Raw genomic sequence first — 15,878 nt, 5'->3', positions numbered from 1 at the left:
GTAGCGCCGGATGAGGGTGCGGCGGAGCGGGGCGAGCTGCCGTGGCTTGCAGGGTTGGAGGGCGGGCGCTGGGCGTTGTCCAGTGCGGTCGTACCCTCACCCCAACCCCTCTCCCGGTGGGAGAGGGGCTTCAGGCGCTTACAGACCGAACAGCATCCGGCCCGGGTTTTCCAGCTGGTTCTTGATGTCGACCAGGAACTGCACCGAGTCCTTGCCGTCGATGATGCGGTGGTCGTAGGACAGCGCCAGGTACATCATCGGCGCGATCACGACCTGGCCGTTCTCGGCGATCGGACGCTCCTTGATCGCGTGCATGCCCAGGATCGCGCTCTGCGGCGGGTTGATGATCGGGGTCGACAGCAGCGAGCCGAAGGTGCCGCCGTTGGTCACGGTGAAGGTGCCGCCCTGCAGTTCTTCCAGGCTCAGCTTGCCGTCGCGCGCCTTCTTGGCGTAGTCGGCGATGCCCTGTTCGATGTCGGCGAAGGACTGCCGCTCGACGTTGCGCAGCACCGGCGTGACCAGGCCCTTGTCGGTGGACACGGCGATGGAGATGTCGCTGTAGCCGTGGTAGATGATGTCGTCGCCGTCGATCGAGGCATTGACCAGCGGAAAGCGCTGCAGCGCGTTGGCCGCGGCCTTGACGAAGAAGCTCATGAAGCCGAGCTTGATGCCGTGGGCCTTCTGGAACTCGTCCTGCAGTTCCTTGCGCGCGGCGGAGACCTTGGCCAGGTTGACCTCGTTGAAGGTGGTCAGCATCGCGGTCGAGTTCTTCGACTGCATCAGACGCTCGGCGATGCGCTTGCGCACGCGGGTCATCGGCACGCGCTCTTCCGGACGCGCACCGCTGGCCTTGCCGGCGCCGCCGTTCTTGGCGTAGTTGAGGATGTCTTCCTTGGTCACCGCGCCGCGGCGGCCGGTGCCTTCGACCTGCGACGGATCCACGCCTTCGGTGATGGCACTGAAGCGCGCGCCCGGCGGCAGGCTGGAGACGTCGCCGGCAGCCTTCGGCGCATCGGCCTTGGCGGCCTTCGGCGCTTCCGCGGCGGCGGCCTTGGGCGCTTCGGCCTTCGGCGCATCGGCAACCTTGGCCTCGGCCGGCGCCGCAGCGGCGGTCGCGCCTTCCTCGATGATCGCCAGCAGCTGCGAGCTGGTCACGGTGGCGCCGGTCTCGAACTTGATCTCCTTCAGCACGCCATCGACGGGCGAGGGCACTTCCAGCACGACCTTGTCGGTCTCCAGGTCCACCAGGTTCTCGTCGCGCTTGACCGCGTCGCCGGCCTTCTTGTGCCAGCTGGCGATGGTGGCATCGGATACGGATTCGGGCAGTACCGGAACTTTGACTTCGGTGGCCATTGCAGGGGGCGTCCTAGTGGTGTCTTTTTTGAAGTGTGAAAGGGGGGTTATTCAGCGACTTGGTCGTTGAACGGATTCAACAGCGCATCGGCGACCAGCTTCAGCTGCTCTTCCACGTGCTCGGCGAAATGGCCGGCGGCGGGAGACGGCGAACGGGCGCGGCCGGCGTAGTGCAGGCTCTGTCCGTCGGCCAGGCAGGCCTGCAGGTGGTGCTTGATCTGGTACCAGGCGCCCTGGTTCTGCGGCTCTTCCTGGCACCAGACCAGGTCGGTGGCATTGCCGTAGCGCTTCAGTTCGGCCGACAGCAGCTCGCGCGGGAACGGATACAGCTGCTCCACGCGCAGGATGGCGACGTCGTCCTGGCCACGCTTGGTCTGGTCCTCGAGCAGGTCGTAGTAGACCTTGCCCGAGCAGGCGACCACGCGCTTGACCTTCTTCGGGTCGGCCTTGGCGTCCGGGATCAGGTGCTGGAACTCGCCGTCGGCCAGTTCTTCCAGGGTCGACACCGCCAGCTTGTGGCGCAGCAGCGACTTGGGCGTCATCACCACCAGCGGCTTGCGCGTGGACATGCGCATCTGCCGGCGGATCATGTGGAAGGCCTGCGCCGGGGTGGTGGGCACGCACACCAGCATGTTCTCCAGCGCGCACAGCTGCAGGAAGCGCTCCAGGCGCGCGGAGCTGTGCTCCGGGCCCTGGCCTTCGTAGCCGTGCGGCAGGAACAGCGACAGGCCGGAGATGCGGCCCCACTTGGCTTCGCCGGCGGCGATGAACTGGTCGATCACCACCTGCGCGCCGTTGGCGAAGTCGCCGAACTGCGCTTCCCAGATGCACAGCGCATTGGGATCGGTGGTGGAGTAGCCGTACTCGAAGCCCATCACCGCCTCCTCGCTGAGCAGCGAGTCGATCACGGTGGCGTCTTCCGGGTTCTCCACCAGCTGGCGCAGCGGCAGGTAGTAGCTGTCGGTCTTCTGGTCGTGCAGGATCGCGTGGCGGTGGAAGAACGTACCGCGGCCCGCGTCCTGGCCGACCAGGCGCAGCTTGTGGCCTTCGCCCAGCAGGGTGGCGTAGGCCAGGTTCTCGGCGAAGCCCCAGTCGCCCGGCAGTTCGCCGGCGGCCATCTTCACCCGGTCCTCGTAGATCTTGGCCACGCGCGGGTGCAGCTCGACGCCGCCCGGGATGGTGGTGATGATCTTGGCCAGCTGGTCCAGGGTCTTGCGCTTGACCGTGGTGTCGACCTTGTCCGTCAGCTTGCCCGACAGGTACTTGGACCAGTCGATGGCGAATTCGTCGGGCTTGCGGGTCGCCAGCTCGGTGGTGTACTCGCCCGAGTCGAGCTTGTTGCGGTAGCCGTCGACCAGCGCCTGCGCCTCGCCGGCCTGCAGCACGCCTTCGCTTTCCAGCTGGGCGGCGTACAGCTCGCGGGTGGTCTTGTGCTTGCGGATGGTCTGGTACATCACCGGCTGGGTGGCCGCCGGCTCGTCGGCCTCGTTGTGGCCCCAGCGGCGGTAGCAGACCAGGTCGATGACCACGTCCTTGTTGAACTGCTGGCGGAAGTCGTAGGCCAGGTTGGCCACGAACGCCACCGCGTCCGGATCGTCGCCGTTCACATGGAACACCGGCGCGCCGATCATCTTGGCCACGTCGGTGCAGTACAGCGTGGAACGGGCATCGTCGCGGGCGCTGGTGGTGAAGCCGATCTGGTTGTTGACCACGATGTGCACGGTGCCGCCGACCGCGAAGCCGCGCGCCTGCGACATCTGGAACAGCTCCATGACCACGCCCTGGCCGGCGAACGCGGCGTCGCCGTGGATGATCACCGGCAGCACCGACTTGCGCGCGGCGTCGCCGTAGCGCTCCTGGCGCGAACGCACGCTGCCGACCACCACCGGATCGACGATCTCCAGGTGCGAGGGGTTGAACGCCAGCGCCAGGTGCACCGACTTGCCGTCGGCCACCGCCACGTCGGCGGAGAAACCCATGTGGTACTTCACGTCGCCGGTGTGGGCGCGGTCGTCGTGGGCGTGCTCGAACTTGCCTTCGAACTCGTCGAACAGCTTGCGCGGGTTCTTGCCCAGGGTGTTGACCAGCACGTTGAGGCGGCCGCGGTGGGCCATGCCGACCACGATGTCCTTGACCGTGTCGCTGCCGGCGCGCTGCACCAGCACGTCCATCATCGGGATCAGCGAGTCGCCGCCTTCCAGCGAGAAGCGCTTCTGGCCGACGTACTTGGTGTGCAGGTAGCGCTCCAGGCCCTCGGCGGCGGTGATCCGCTCCAGGGTGCGGCGGCGGCTGGCGGTGTCGCCGGCGATGTTGCCGCCCGCGTTCTCCAGGCGCTGGTAGATCCACTGGCGCTGTTCGAACTCGGAGATGTGCATGAACTCGCTGCCGATCGACCCGGTGTAGGTCGCCTTCAGCCGCGCCAGCAGGTCGCGCAGTTTCATCCGCGGCTGGCCGCCGAGGCCGCCGGTGCTGAACTCGCTGCCCAGATCGCTTTCCGACAGGCTGTGGAACGGCAGGCCCAGGTCCGGCGGGTTCACCGGCGGGGTCAGACCCAGCGGATCCAGCCGCGCGCCGAGGTGGCCGCGCGAACGGTAGGCGGTGATCAGGCGGCCGACATGGCGCTCGCGCTCGTCGCCGCTCGGGCCGGTGCCGCTGTTGGCGGCCTGGCGCGCGGCGCTGGCGATGTGGGCGATGACCGCCGAGTGGGGGACGTCACCGGCATCGCGGCCCTGGAAGCCGTCGAAGTAGGTTTTCCACTTGGGATCGATGCTGTCGGGAGAGACCAGATACTGCTCGTACAGGTCTTCGATATAGGCGGCATTGCCGCCGGCGAGTTGCGATGACTGCGCAAACTGCTTGAGTAGATTGTCCACGATGGTGGGGTGCGGTCGCTTTGTTTGGGGTGGCTTGCGGCAGGAACCGGCGGACGCGAGGGCCGCACGGGCGTAATCAAGCGCAAAAATTATACCCCCATGAACCAGCCGGGGTGTGCATTCGGCGTGGGCAAGGCCGATCCCGGTTCATCCGTGGCGCGCGCAGCGGCGTCGGTCCGGCTGCCTCACCAGCCCAGGGCGCGCAGTTCGCTGCATGGGCGCGCACGCTCCCAGACCCGGTCGAAGGTGGCGCGCAACTGGCGTGCGCGGCCGCCACCGAGCAGGTCGGTCTCGCCGTCGTAACGGTGACCGAGTCCACGGAAGTAGTAGCCGCCGCCCTCGTTGACCAGGTAGGCGGTGGCGTCGCTGCGGTCCACCGGATCGCTGACTTCGCGGAACTGGAACACGCTGGGCAGGCGTTGCGCCAGCCCCAGCAAGGGCGCACCGGCACGCTGCGGCGCGGCCGCGTCGTGCAGCAGCACGCGCACCTGCTTGGCATGCCCGGCGACCGCGAAGCGGCGCAGTTGCTCCAGCACGCAGGGATCGTCGAGCAGGCCCGGATCCAGTGCGCGGCTGTGGATCAGCACCTGGCGGCGGGCCTGCGCCAGCACCGCGATGCTGGCGGCGAGGGCCATCGCCGCGTCCTCCACCGCCACGGCGCCGTCGAAGCGGCGGCGCAGCGGCACGGCCTCCGCGGTGGCGGCCACGTCGCCCGGCGGCGGCAGGAAGCCGTGGCGGGCGCAGAACGCCAGTGCCGCGGCCGGCACCTGCAGTTCCAGTTGCGGCCAGTGCCGGCGCTGCGCTTCCTCGATCAGGCCGCGCAGCAACGCGCTGCCGACGCCGCGCCCGCGCCAGTCCGGCAGCACCGCCAGCGCGGCGATCCGCCGGTCCGCGCCGAGCCGGGCCGCGCCCACCGCGTGGCCGTCCTCGCTGCGCGCGACCAGATGCTCGCCCAGCGCGTCGGCGGCGTCGGCCAGGTCCACGGCGGTGCCGGCCGCGGCACGCAGCGCGCGCAGTTCGGCGCCGTCGCGGACGGGGTCGAGCGCAGCGATGCGGACACCGGGGCCGGACATGGTCGGATCAGGCCGGGTCGGCGTCCTCGTCGGGCGCGTCCTCGGCCTCCAGCGGCTGGTAGAAGCCGCCTTCGATCAGCTCCAGCAGGGTCTGCCTGCCGGCCGCCGAGAGCGCCGCGTAGTCGGTGCCGTCGATGTGTTCGGCCGCGGCCAGGCGCTTGGCGTCCTTGACCGGCAGCGCGAACTCCTGGCCGCTGCAGAACAGCATGGCGCCGCGGCTGGTACGCCGCCACGCCGGCCGCGCCCACGGGTGCCGCTGCAGGACAAGGCCCTGCTCCAGCGCGGCGGCGATCTCCTCCGCCGGGGGCAGGCCAGCCGGCGGCAGGATGTCGCCGGCGGCGCGGTAGGTGGTGATGAAGCGGCCGAACCAGGCGCCCAGCTTGTCCGGGTCGTTCATGCGCAGCGCGTTCAGCGCCTCGACCACGCGGCCCATCGCCGCCGCATCGATCTCGTAGGGGTCGGCCGGCGCCTGCAGGTCTTCGTCGTGGTAGCGCAATGCCTCGTCGGCGCCGTCGATCAGGGTGTCCAGGTAATCGGCGATCAGCTCGGCCGAGGACGGTGCGCGCATGCCCACCGAGAAGGTCAGGCAGGCGTCTTCGGCGACGCCGTGATGCGGCACCAAGGGCGGCAGGTACAGCATGTCGCCCGGCCCCAGCACCCAGTCGTGGGTCGGGTCGAACTGGCGCAGCAGCTTCAGCTCGACGTCGTCGCGGAAGTCGGTTGGCGGCGCCGGGCGGCCCAGCGCGACGCTGGCGTCGATCTGCCAGCGGCGATGGCCGTGGGCCTGCAGCAGGAACACGTCGTAGTGGTCCACGTGCGCGCCGACCGAGCCGCCGCGCGCGGCGAAGCTGACCATCACGTCGTCCACCCGCCAGCGCGGCAGGAAGCGGAACTGCTCGAGCAGGGCGCGGATGTCCGGGTCCCACTTGTCCACGTCCTGCACCAGCAGGGTCCAGTCGTGGTCGGGCATGCCGGGGAATTCGTGCTCCTGGAACGGGCCGCTGCGCACGCGCCAGCGGTCGTTGGCGCGGTCGTGCTCGATCAGCCGCGACAGCGCCGCTTCCTCGCAGGCCAGGCCGGCCAGGTCGCCCGGCTCGATCGGCGAGACGAAGCCGGGGAAGGCATTGCGGATCAGCAACGGGCGCTTGTGCCAGTAGTCGCGCAGGAAGGTCGCCGCGGGCATGCCCAGCGGTTGCCCGGGGCGGGCGTGGAGTTCGAAGGCGGGAGCGGCGGTCTTGCGGGCAGCCATGTGCGGTGGGTCCTTGCGACGCGGAAGGTAAAGGGCAGGCGCAGCGGCGCCGGCCGACCCCGCCATTGTCCGCCGGTTTGGTGCGTGGGGCCATCGCGCTGGCCTTCGTGTGCGCCGCCGTGCGCGGATGGGCGGCCATTCGGAGGCCCTGGCGGTGTGTCGCGACCGCGCATAGCGGGTGACCCCGTGCGCGCAGGCCATGGTCGGCGCCAGGCGCATCCGGGCTGGGCGATGACGGCGACGCCCCGGGGGAGGTCAGGGCAGTGGGGACGCAGCGCCGCTCGCGCTACTGGACGAGGATGCGGTTGTCGCGGCCGCCGTCGTCGACCTGGGCGCTGCCGCTGCGCTGGACGATGGCATTGCCGTTGCCCTGCAGGGCGATGGTGTCGATCTCGCTGGCCTGCAGCTGGTTCTGGTCGCCGGATACGTCCAGTGTCGCGATACGTGCCATCTGCAGCCGGCCATGGCGGCCGAACAATGCGACCTGCCCGGCATCGCCGCGCATCGCGATCTGGGCGTTGTCGCCGAGCACGCGCAGGGTGTCGGCCCGCTCGATCTGCAGGTTGCCGTTGCGGCCGAACAGGCTGACGGTGGCGCAGTGGCCGTGCAGCACCAGGGTGGCGTCGCGGCCGACGATGTTCAGGTCGCGACCGTCGCAGTCGATGTCGCCGCTGGCCGAGGCGGCCATGCGGATCGGCGCCTCGGCGTCGCGCTCGTCGCCATCGGCGATGTCGCCGGCCGACGGCGCCGCCGCGATCGGCGGCGCGGCCGGCATGACCACGGTGCGTGGGGCGGCGGTGTGCGCGCCATCGCCGGCCGGCGGGCGTGGCGCCTGCGCGCAGCCGGCCAGGACCAGCAGCGGCAACACAAACAACGGGGTGGGTCTCATCGCGGGGCTCTGCTGTGAGCCACCAGCATGCCCCGGGCCGATTAACCCAGGATGGACGGACCTAGCTCAGACGCCGCGCGCCAGCCGCTCGGCGAGGCCGACGTAGCCGCCCGGGGTCAGGTCGCGCAGGCGCTGCTTGGCGTCCTCGGGCAGGTCCAGGGTCTCGACGAAGGCGCGCATCGAGTCGGCGGTGATGCCCTGGCCGCGGGTCAGCGCCTTGAGCTGCTCGTAGGGATTGGGCAGGCCGTGGCGGCGCATCACCGTCTGCACGGCTTCGGCCAGCACTTCCCAGGCGGCATCCAGGTCGGCGTCCAGGCGCTCCGGGTTCACGGTCAGCTTGCCCAGGCCCTTGCCCAGCGAGTCCAGCGCCACCTGGGTATGGCCGAAGGCGGTGCCGAGCGCGCGGAGCACGGTGGAGTCGGTGAGGTCGCGCTGCCAGCGGCTGATCGGCAGCTTGGCCGAGAAGTGCTCGAACAGGGCGTTGGCGATGCCGAAGTTGCCTTCGGCGTTCTCGAAGTCGATCGGGTTGACCTTGTGCGGCATGGTCGAGGAGCCGACTTCGCCTTCCTTGAGCTTCTGCTTGAAGTAGCCCAGCGAGATGTAGCCCCAGATGTCGCGCGCCAGGTCGATCAGCACGGTGTTGGCGCGGCGGGTGGCGTCGCCCAGTTCGGCGACGTTGTCGTGCGGCTCGATCTGGGTGGTGTACGGGTTGAACACCAGGCCCAGGCTTTCCACGAAACGCTGCGCGAAGCCCGGCCAGTCGACGTCCGGGTAGCTGGCGACGTGGGCGTTGTAGTTGCCGACCGCGCCGTTGATCTTGCCGGTCAGCTCGACCGCGGCGATCTGCCGGCGCTGCCGCTGCAGGCGCGCGACCACGTTGGCCACTTCCTTGCCCAGGGTGGTCGGCGAGGCGGTCTGGCCGTGGGTGCGCGACAGCATCGGCTGCGCGGCCTGCGCATGGGCGAGCGCGCGCAGCGTGGCGATCACCGCATCCAGGGTCGGCAGCAGCACCTCGCGCCGGGCCTGCTCCAGCATCAGCCCGTAGCTGAGGTTGTTGATGTCCTCGCTGGTGCAGGCGAAATGCACGAACTCCAGGGCCGGGCCGAGTTCGGCGTCGTCCTTGAGCTGCTCCTTGATGAAGTACTCCACCGCCTTGACGTCGTGGTTGGTGGTGCGCTCGATCTGCTTGACCCGCGCCGCGTGCTCCACGCCGAAGCCGTCGGCCAGCGCGCGCAGGCGCTGCGCCGCTGCCGGCGAGAAGGCGGCCAGTTCGCCGATGCCCGGTTCGGCGCCCAGCGCCAGCAACCATTCGATCTCCACCTTCACCCGCGCCTTGATCAGGCCGTATTCGGAGAAGATCGGCCGCAGGGCGTCGACCTTGCCGGCATAGCGGCCATCGAGCGGGGACAGGGCGAGCAGGGCGGAATCGGACATGGCGGGGCGTGGGGTGGCGTCGGCGGGGGCGCCATTCTACGTCGGCGCGGCCTCGGCGGCCCGCCAGGTGTGCCATCCCTCCCTGAGTATGCCGCGCCGCGGCCCTTCGGCTTGGGCCTGGCAGGCGCGTCGCCGGTGCCGCGTGGCATGACCCAACCGTCAGTCAGGCGCTGCGCCACGCAACGCCAGCGGGAAGCCCCTCAGGAAGGGATGACGGACCCCAGCCGAACCATGACCGCCTGGATGCGGTGCCCGGCCATGCGCTTGACCGTGAACAGGTGGCCGTCGATCTCCAACTGCTCGCCTTCCTCGGGCAGCCGCTGCAACTGGTGCACGATCAGCCCGCCGACCGAGTTGAGGTGCTCCGGCGCGCGCAGGTCGCGGCCGAGCAGGCGTTCGAGGCGGAAGATCGAGGTCGAGCCGGCCACCAGCACACTGCCGTCGGCGCCGCGGGTCGGCGCGTCCTTGACCACGTGCGGGTGCTCGTCCTCGATGTCGCCGACCACCACTTCCAGCAGGTCTTCCAGGGTGAAGTAGCCGAGGATGCGGCCGTGTTCGTCCACGCACAGCGCCATGTGCGTGGTGCCGGTGCGGAAGCGCTCCAGCACCAGCGGTACCGGCGTTTCCAGCGCGATCAGGTTGGCCGGGCGCAGCAGCGGACGCAGGTCGTCGCTGCGGCGGCCGCGCGCGATCTCCACCAGCAGGTCCTTCATGTGCAGGATGCCCAGCACCTGCTCGCCGTCGCGGTCGAACCACGGATAGCGGCTGTAGCGGCTGTCGGCGAACTCGGCCATCACCGCGTCCAGCGCCATGCCCTCGCGGAACCCGCGCAGATGGTCGCGCGCGCGCATCAGGTCGCCGGCCACCAGTTCCGGCAGCTCCAAGGCATGGCTCATCAGGGTCAGCTCGTGATCGGGGGCGCCGCCGACGGGTTGCTGGCGGCCGACGATCAGCTTCAGTTCCTCGCGCGAATAGCGGTGCGAGGTGTGCTCCACATCGCCCCAGCCCGCGGCCTTCAGCAGGCCGTTGGCGCTGGTGTTGAGCAGCCAGATCGCCGGATACATCGCCCAGTAGAACAGGTACAGCGGTGCGGCGGTCCACAGCGACATGCGCTCCGGGCGGCGGATCGCCATCGACTTGGGGGCCAGTTCGCCCAGCACGATGTGCAGGAACGAGATGACGCTGAAGGCGATGACGAAGGCGCTCAGGCGCGCCGCCTCTTCGCTCAGCCCCAGCAGGTCGAACAGCGGCTGCAGCAGGTGCGCGAAGGCTGGCTCGCCGACCCAGCCCAGGCCCAGCGAGGACAGGGTGATGCCGAGCTGGCAGGCCGACAGGTAGGCGTCGAGGTGGCCGTGCACGTTGAGCAGCAGGCGGCCGCGCCAGCCGTGGTGCTCGGCCAGGCCCACGGCCTGCGTGTGGCGCAGCTTGACCAGGGCGAACTCGGCAGCGACGAAGAAGCCGTTGAGCAGCACCAGCAGCATCGCCAGCGCCAGCAGCAGGAGGTTGCCGATCATGTGCGTTCCCCGGCGCGCGCCGCTGGCGCGTCATGGCGCCGGGCGGGAGGGGTGGAAACGGCGGGGTGCGTGGTCCGGCGCAGCGTGCGCCGGCATCTACAGTCTGAATCGTCGCCCATGGCGGCGTGAGAGTTCCATCGGTGATACGTCGCCGCAGTCTAGCCGATGCACTGCGTCGCCGCCGCAGGCGCGCGCCATCTCGCGCAGTCCGTCACAGGCGAGTGTCGCCAACGAATACCGTGGAAGGACGCGCAACCGCTGTTGCGAATCCCCAATCCCGACTCCCCGGCCTTTCAGCAGCCGAATGGCTGATCATCCCAGCCCTCCAGCCATCACGCCGCGACGATCTTTTCGTTTGCTAGACTTTCTGTAACCGTTTTCAACCTCGATATTCCCCCATGAAATCTTCCTTGCGTCTGGCGGCGCTGGCCGCCGCTGCGTCCGTTTTTCTCACCGCCTGCGGTGGCAAGCCTGCGGCGACGCCAGCCGGTTCCGATGCCAACCATGTATCCGCCGATGCCGGCGCCAGCGACGCGGACCAGGCGCTGACCGGCAAGCTCAACGCCTACATCGAATGCTTCAACAAGGTCGATGGGCGCATCCACGAAGGCGCGCAACAGTACGTGCGCTGGATGGCCGACCCCAAGGCCGGCCCCACCGGCAAGGAAACCAGCGTGTACGGGCCCGCCCCGATCGACGAGTACGCGATGAAGCTGTGCGACGCGCCGATGACCCAGGCGATCGCGGCCAAGCCGTCGTTGCCGGCGCTGGATGCCGCGGCGAAGCGCTATCTGGCCGCCTTGAAGACGCTGCAGCCGCTGGCCAACCAGGCGCGCGACTACTACGACCGCGAGGACTACCAGGACGACCACTTCGCTAAGGGCAAGCAACTGCATGCGCCGCTGATGGCCGCGCTGTCCGAATTCCACGAGGCCAGCGAGGCCTTCAGCCACGAACTGGAGGCGCAGAACGACGCCGCGCAGCGCGAGCAGCTGAAGGCGATGGAAAAGGCCGAGGGCCGCACCCGCGACTTCTATCGGCTGTCGATGATGCTCGAGGCCAAGGACATCGTCGGCCTGATGCAGGACGACGACTTCGACACCGCCAAGGCCACGGCATTGGTGGCCGGCTTCAACAGCCTGTCCGACGAGGCGCACGCCAAGGTCGCCAACCAGGAGCCGGGCAAGTCCGATTGGAGTGGTTTCGAGAGCGCGGCGGAGAACTTCCGCAAGGAATCCAAGGCACGCATCAAGCGGGTGGCGGAGAAGATTCCGTACAGCGAATTCGAGCAGCGCTCGCTGGACAATCCGATCGTCGCGCCGGAGGGTTCGCCGGCACGCTTGCTCAAGAGCTACAACGACCTGGTGTTCCAGAGCAACCGTCAGCGCTGAGAGTGCGGGGGCCGGCGGCGCACGCCGCTGGTCCCGGCCGTGCCGTCGCCACCGCGGCACGGCATGCCGTCGTCTCGTCTTTCGCCGGCAAACGAGCGCGGTGTGCTCCTTACGCAGCACGCCGCTGGTGCGCTTGCAGGGCGAGCATCATTCCCCGTACACGTTGCGGGGCTCAGTGGATCGATCCTCGAGCATGTCTGCCTGCCGACTTCGGCAGCCCGCTAGCTTCCCGCGCCTCCAGACATTCCTAACATCCGCCGGCGCACACTGCTGACGCCGGGCGCTGCGCCACGGATAATGCGCGCGCCAGCCGCAGTCCCGCCAGCCTGCCTCCCCGGACGTCCGACGACGGCGCCGATGGATTCCCTTTTGCAGATGCGGAGATTGCGCAATGAGTGACACATTCAGGGTCGAACACGACAGCATGGGCGAACTGCAGGTGCCCGCCGATGCCTTGTGGGGGGCACAGACCCAGCGTGCGGTACAGAACTTTCCGGTGTCCGGGCAGCCGATGCCGCGCGGCTTCATCCGCGCGCTGGGCCTGATCAAGGCCGCCGCGGCCGGCGTCAATGCCGACCTGGAGTTGTTGCCCAAGGCCGTCGCCAAGGCGATCCAAGCCGCGGCGCTGGAGGTGGCCGACGGTCGCCACGACGCGCACTTCCCGATCGACATCTACCAGACCGGGTCCGGCACCTCGTCGAACATGAACGCCAACGAGGTCATTGCCACGCTGGCCAACCGCGCCGCCAAGGGCGAGGGCAAGAACGGCAGCAAGGCATTGCCGACGGTGCATCCCAACGACCACGTCAACCTCGGCCAGAGTTCCAACGACGTGGTCCCCACTGCGATCCGCGTCGCTGCGCTGCTGGCGGCGCGCGAGCACCTGCTGCCGTCGCTCAAGCACCTGCGCAAGACGATCGACAAGCGCGCCAAGCAACTGCAGGGCGTGGTCAAGACCGGGCGCACCCATCTGATGGACGCGATGCCGCTGACCTTTGGCCAGGAGTTCGGTGCCTGGTCGGCGCAGCTGGTATCGGCGCAGGCGCGCATCGACGACAGCCTCAAGCGCCTGCGCCGGCTGCCGCTGGGCGGCACTGCGATCGGCACCGGCATCAACGCCGATCCGCGCTTCGGCGGCAAGGTCGCCAAGGCGTTGTCGGCGCTGACCCACCAAACCTTCGAGAGCGCCGAGAACAAGTTCGAAGGCCTGGCCGCGCAGGACGATGCGGTGGAACTGTCCGGCCAGCTCAACGCGCTGGCGGTGGCGCTGATCAAGATCGCCAACGACCTGCGCTGGATGAACGCCGGGCCGCTGGCCGGCCTCGGCGAGATCGAGTTGCCGGCGCTGCAGCCGGGCAGCTCGATCATGCCGGGCAAGGTCAATCCGGTGATCCCCGAAGCCACGGTGATGGCCTGCGCGCAGGTCATCGGCCACCACACCGCGATCACCGTGGCCGGGCAGACCGGCAACTTCCAGTTGAACGTGACCCTGCCGTTGATCGCGGCGAACCTGCTGGACTCGATTCAGTTGCTGGGCAATGTGTCGGTGTTGCTGGCCGATTCGGCGATCGCCGGCCTCAAGGTGCGCGAGGAGCGGGTGCGCGAGGCGCTCGACCGCAATCCGATCCTGGTGACCGCGCTGAATCCGATCATCGGCTACGAGAAGGCCGCGGCGATCGCCAAGCGTGCCTACAAGGAGAACCGGCCGGTGCTGGAGGTGGCCAAGGAGGACAGCGGCCTCGGCGAGGACGAGCTGCGCCGGCTGCTGGACCCTGCCGCACTGACCGAAGGCGGCATCCATGCCGGTGCGGGCGGCGGCGGCTGAGCCGCGCCAGCGCTGCACGCAGGCCTGGCACGGCCGTGTGGTCGTGCCAGGCGCAACAGACGATCGCACGGTGAAAGCAGCCGGGACTGAAGCCCCTCCCACATTGCGCCCGGACACCTCGCCGCAAGCCTCCGTAGGAGCGGCTTCAGCCGCGATGGGCCTTCCCGGTAAAGCCCATCGCGGCTGAAGCCGCTCCTACAGGGGCACCTCCAATCCTTGCCCGAGGCTCGCTCGTGCCGGGCTTGCCGACGCCGGCAGCCCTCAGCGGCGTTCGGCCTGCAGGTTGCCGAAACTGTCGCGGTACGGTTGCAGCGACGGAATGTCGCGCAGCACCGCGGCCTGCGCTTCGGTGATTTCCGGGGTCGTCGCGAAGCCGACCGAGCGCATGTTCGGGTCCGGCGCCGCGGTCTCCAGGGTGCGCTGGCGCTGCATCTGCAGGTGCATGAACAACTGCTGCAGTTCGGTGCGCTGCGCGGGCGGCAGCGGCAGTTCGATGTCGTCGATGCGCAGGCTGCCATCGGGGCCGATGGTGGCGTTGGCGGCCGGGGCGCGGCGCAGCATCACGTTCATGCTGTCCACCGCCACCCGCGGCTTGCTGCGCTCGGCGCGCGAGGAGGCGGTCTCGCCGCCGCGTCCGCCGCAGGCGGCGAGCAGCAGGCACAGCGACAGCAGCGAGAACCAGGCGAACAGCGTCTTCTTCATGGCGGCGATGGAGCGGGGAGAGTGCCGCCCATTCTAGAGCGTGTGGCTGTGGTGCGGCGTGCGGCCGCATGTCGCAGGGACCAGCCCACCGCTCGCCCGAGGCCATGCAAGGCCGGCCCGGCACGCGCGCGCGCACCGGGTCGGCGTGGCGGCCTTACGCCGCCGAGTGCTTGCAGTCGCGCACGTCGCTGTCTTCCAGCGTGGAATACGGACGGAACGCCGGCACCTTCTCCATCAGCGCATCCTGCGCGGCGCGCAGCGCCGCGACCTGGTCGCAGATCTTCAGCGCGGCCTGCTTGATCTTGTCGGCCTGCGCCTCGACCCGCTCGCCGATATGGTCGGTGTCGCCGCTGAGCACGCCGCTGATCGCATCGCCGGCCGCTTTCACGCCCAGCGCCGCACCGGCCTTGCCGACCTCCACGCCTTGCTTGCCCACCGCTTCGATCTGGCTGCGGTAGGCCAGCAGCAGGCGCTGCTGCTCGGCGTCCAGCGCGACCGGCTTGCCGTCGATCAACAGCTTGCCGTCGCGGGTGATGGTGGCCGGCGGCTGGCCATTGGCCTTCAGGGTGAGGTCGCCGTTGAGGAAGGTCAGGCTTTGCGCGCCACCGTGATCGACCACGACGCGGTCGTTCGACGAGCGCTGGCAGGCGCTGAGCGCGAGCAGGGCGGCCAGGGCGACGCCGGCCAGGGGCAGGGAACGGTACTGCATGGGCGTGTCCTCGTGCGAAAGGGAAAAGGCGGAGCGGAGGATCAGCGCGGCTTGGGCAGGTTGACGCTGCCACGCACGCCGCGGTGGGTGACGTCGCCGCTGCCGACCTTCTGCACGCTCAGGTTGCCGCCGACGGTGCCGACATCCAGGTCGCCGGAGCCCACGGTCTGCACCGCGACGTTGCCGGCGACGTCGCGCAGTTGCACGTCGCCGGAGCCGACGCTGTCGACCTGCACGCTGCCGCGCACGCCGTGCACGGTCAGGTCGCCGGAGCCGACGGTGCCGACCTTGACGTCGCCGCCGACCTGGTCGGCCTTGACGTCGCCCGAGCCCAGCGTCGGCAGGGCCACGCTGCCGACATTGCGCAGTTCGATGTCGCCGGAGCCGACCGTGGCGCTGACCGCGCCGCGAATGTTCTGCGCGTGCAGGTCGCCGGAGCCGACCTTGGCGTCGAGCGAGGCCACGCCGCTGATCTCGGCATCGCCGGAGCCCAGTTGCAGTTGCACCGGCAGGTTGGCCGGGATGCTGCCGGCCACGTTGAGGTAGGCGTAGCGGTTGCCGACGCTGATGCCGTGGATCTTGCCCTCGTGCTTCAGTGTCACCACCAGGGTGTCGCCGTCGTGGCGCTGGCGCAGGGTCAGCTCCTTGAGCATGTCCGCGTCGGAGGCGCAGGCGCGGCCGCGCAGGGTGGAGTCGCCGCTGGCGCCGCTGAGCTTGAGGTCGTTCTGCTGCACGTCCAGCAGCACCGACTTGACCCCGGTCAGGTCCAGCTTCAGTTCGCGCGGTTCGGAATACTTGCAGTCGTCGGCCAGGGCGACGGCCGGCAGCGACAGCAGGGCACACAGGGCGAGGGTCTTGCGCATCGG

At 69.5% G+C, this 15,878-nt stretch carries 12 protein-coding genes; 2 read left to right on the top strand and 10 right to left on the bottom strand.

Going from position 1 to position 15,878, the window contains the following annotated elements:
- Positions 1 to 138: 138 nt before the first annotated feature.
- The 7 genes from sucB to PIQ37_RS00950 form a co-directional block, all read right to left on the bottom strand.
- Positions 139 to 1,353, bottom strand: a complete 1,215-nt coding sequence (sucB, locus tag PIQ37_RS00980; RefSeq protein ID WP_342072017.1) for a dihydrolipoyllysine-residue succinyltransferase — start codon at positions 1,351 to 1,353, stop codon at positions 139 to 141.
- A 47-nt stretch (positions 1,354 to 1,400) separates the two neighbouring features.
- The gene (locus tag PIQ37_RS00975; RefSeq protein ID WP_342072016.1) at positions 1,401 to 4,226 is read right to left on the bottom strand and encodes a 2-oxoglutarate dehydrogenase E1 component; all 2,826 of its coding nucleotides are present in this window, start codon (positions 4,224 to 4,226) and stop codon (positions 1,401 to 1,403) included.
- A gap of 185 nt (positions 4,227 to 4,411) precedes the next feature.
- Positions 4,412 to 5,299 carry a GNAT family N-acetyltransferase gene (locus PIQ37_RS00970; protein ID WP_342072015.1) on the bottom strand — a complete coding sequence of 296 codons (888 nt, stop codon included), beginning with the start codon at positions 5,297 to 5,299 and terminating at the stop codon, positions 4,412 to 4,414.
- 7 nt (positions 5,300 to 5,306) lie between these two features.
- Positions 5,307 to 6,548: a ribosomal protein uL16 3-hydroxylase gene (locus tag PIQ37_RS00965; protein ID WP_342072014.1), complete on the bottom strand. Its 1,242-nt coding sequence runs from the start codon at positions 6,546 to 6,548 to the stop codon at positions 5,307 to 5,309.
- Between the two features lie 286 nt (positions 6,549 to 6,834).
- On the bottom strand, positions 6,835 to 7,437 hold the full coding sequence (locus tag PIQ37_RS00960) for a DUF3060 domain-containing protein (protein WP_052250739.1): 603 nt from the start codon (positions 7,435 to 7,437) through the stop codon (positions 6,835 to 6,837).
- 66 nt (positions 7,438 to 7,503) lie between these two features.
- Positions 7,504 to 8,871, bottom strand: coding sequence for an adenylosuccinate lyase (gene purB, locus PIQ37_RS00955; RefSeq protein WP_342072013.1), 1,368 nt, complete (start codon positions 8,869 to 8,871; stop codon positions 7,504 to 7,506).
- Between the two features lie 200 nt (positions 8,872 to 9,071).
- Positions 9,072 to 10,385 carry a hemolysin family protein gene (locus PIQ37_RS00950; RefSeq protein ID WP_342072012.1) on the bottom strand — a complete coding sequence of 438 codons (1,314 nt, stop codon included), beginning with the start codon at positions 10,383 to 10,385 and terminating at the stop codon, positions 9,072 to 9,074.
- Positions 10,386 to 10,783: 398 nt separating this feature from the next.
- Between PIQ37_RS00950 and PIQ37_RS00945 the strand changes: the two genes are divergently transcribed.
- Together PIQ37_RS00945 and PIQ37_RS00940 are read left to right on the top strand one after the other, a co-directional pair.
- A complete protein-coding gene (locus tag PIQ37_RS00945) occupies positions 10,784 to 11,776 on the top strand; it encodes a YiiG family protein (RefSeq protein ID WP_342072011.1) in 993 nt (330 codons plus the stop codon).
- Between the two features lie 391 nt (positions 11,777 to 12,167).
- The gene (locus tag PIQ37_RS00940; protein WP_342072010.1) at positions 12,168 to 13,601 is read left to right on the top strand and encodes a class II fumarate hydratase; all 1,434 of its coding nucleotides are present in this window, start codon (positions 12,168 to 12,170) and stop codon (positions 13,599 to 13,601) included.
- 261 nt (positions 13,602 to 13,862) lie between these two features.
- On the opposite strand, the gene PIQ37_RS00935 is transcribed toward PIQ37_RS00940, so the two are convergent.
- The 3 genes from PIQ37_RS00935 to PIQ37_RS00925 form a co-directional block, all read right to left on the bottom strand.
- Positions 13,863 to 14,303 (bottom strand): hypothetical protein, encoded by a 441-nt coding sequence (locus PIQ37_RS00935; RefSeq protein WP_342072009.1) that lies wholly within the window; start codon positions 14,301 to 14,303, stop codon positions 13,863 to 13,865.
- Positions 14,304 to 14,457: 154 nt separating this feature from the next.
- A complete protein-coding gene (locus PIQ37_RS00930) occupies positions 14,458 to 15,012 on the bottom strand; it encodes a DUF2884 family protein (RefSeq protein WP_342072008.1) in 555 nt (184 codons plus the stop codon).
- A 41-nt stretch (positions 15,013 to 15,053) separates the two neighbouring features.
- Positions 15,054 to 15,875, bottom strand: a complete 822-nt coding sequence (locus PIQ37_RS00925; protein WP_342072007.1) for a DUF4097 family beta strand repeat-containing protein — start codon at positions 15,873 to 15,875, stop codon at positions 15,054 to 15,056.
- Positions 15,876 to 15,878: the final 3 nt, after the last annotated feature.

This window comes from Xanthomonas protegens (assembly GCF_038442435.1).
Classification (GTDB): domain Bacteria; phylum Pseudomonadota; class Gammaproteobacteria; order Xanthomonadales; family Xanthomonadaceae; genus Xanthomonas_A; species Xanthomonas_A sontii.
Note: the sequence above shows the minus strand (reverse complement) of the source record. Positions and strands in the feature narration are given on the sequence as shown.

Coding starts and splice junctions, on each gene's coding strand:
- sucB (WP_342072017.1), bottom strand. CDS start 1,353: ATGGCCACCGAAGTCAAAGTTCCGGTACTGCCCGAATCCGTATCCGAT.
- PIQ37_RS00970 (WP_342072015.1), bottom strand. CDS start 5,299: ATGTCCGGCCCCGGTGTCCGCATCGCTGCGCTCGACCCCGTCCGCGAC.
- PIQ37_RS00965 (WP_342072014.1), bottom strand. CDS start 6,548: ATGGCTGCCCGCAAGACCGCCGCTCCCGCCTTCGAACTCCACGCCCGC.
- PIQ37_RS00960 (WP_052250739.1), bottom strand. CDS start 7,437: ATGAGACCCACCCCGTTGTTTGTGTTGCCGCTGCTGGTCCTGGCCGGC.
- purB (WP_342072013.1), bottom strand. CDS start 8,871: ATGTCCGATTCCGCCCTGCTCGCCCTGTCCCCGCTCGATGGCCGCTAT.
- PIQ37_RS00950 (WP_342072012.1), bottom strand. CDS start 10,385: ATGATCGGCAACCTCCTGCTGCTGGCGCTGGCGATGCTGCTGGTGCTG.
- PIQ37_RS00945 (WP_342072011.1), top strand. CDS start 10,784: ATGAAATCTTCCTTGCGTCTGGCGGCGCTGGCCGCCGCTGCGTCCGTT.
- PIQ37_RS00940 (WP_342072010.1), top strand. CDS start 12,168: ATGAGTGACACATTCAGGGTCGAACACGACAGCATGGGCGAACTGCAG.
- PIQ37_RS00935 (WP_342072009.1), bottom strand. CDS start 14,303: ATGAAGAAGACGCTGTTCGCCTGGTTCTCGCTGCTGTCGCTGTGCCTG.
- PIQ37_RS00930 (WP_342072008.1), bottom strand. CDS start 15,012: ATGCAGTACCGTTCCCTGCCCCTGGCCGGCGTCGCCCTGGCCGCCCTG.
- PIQ37_RS00925 (WP_342072007.1), bottom strand. CDS start 15,875: ATGCGCAAGACCCTCGCCCTGTGTGCCCTGCTGTCGCTGCCGGCCGTC.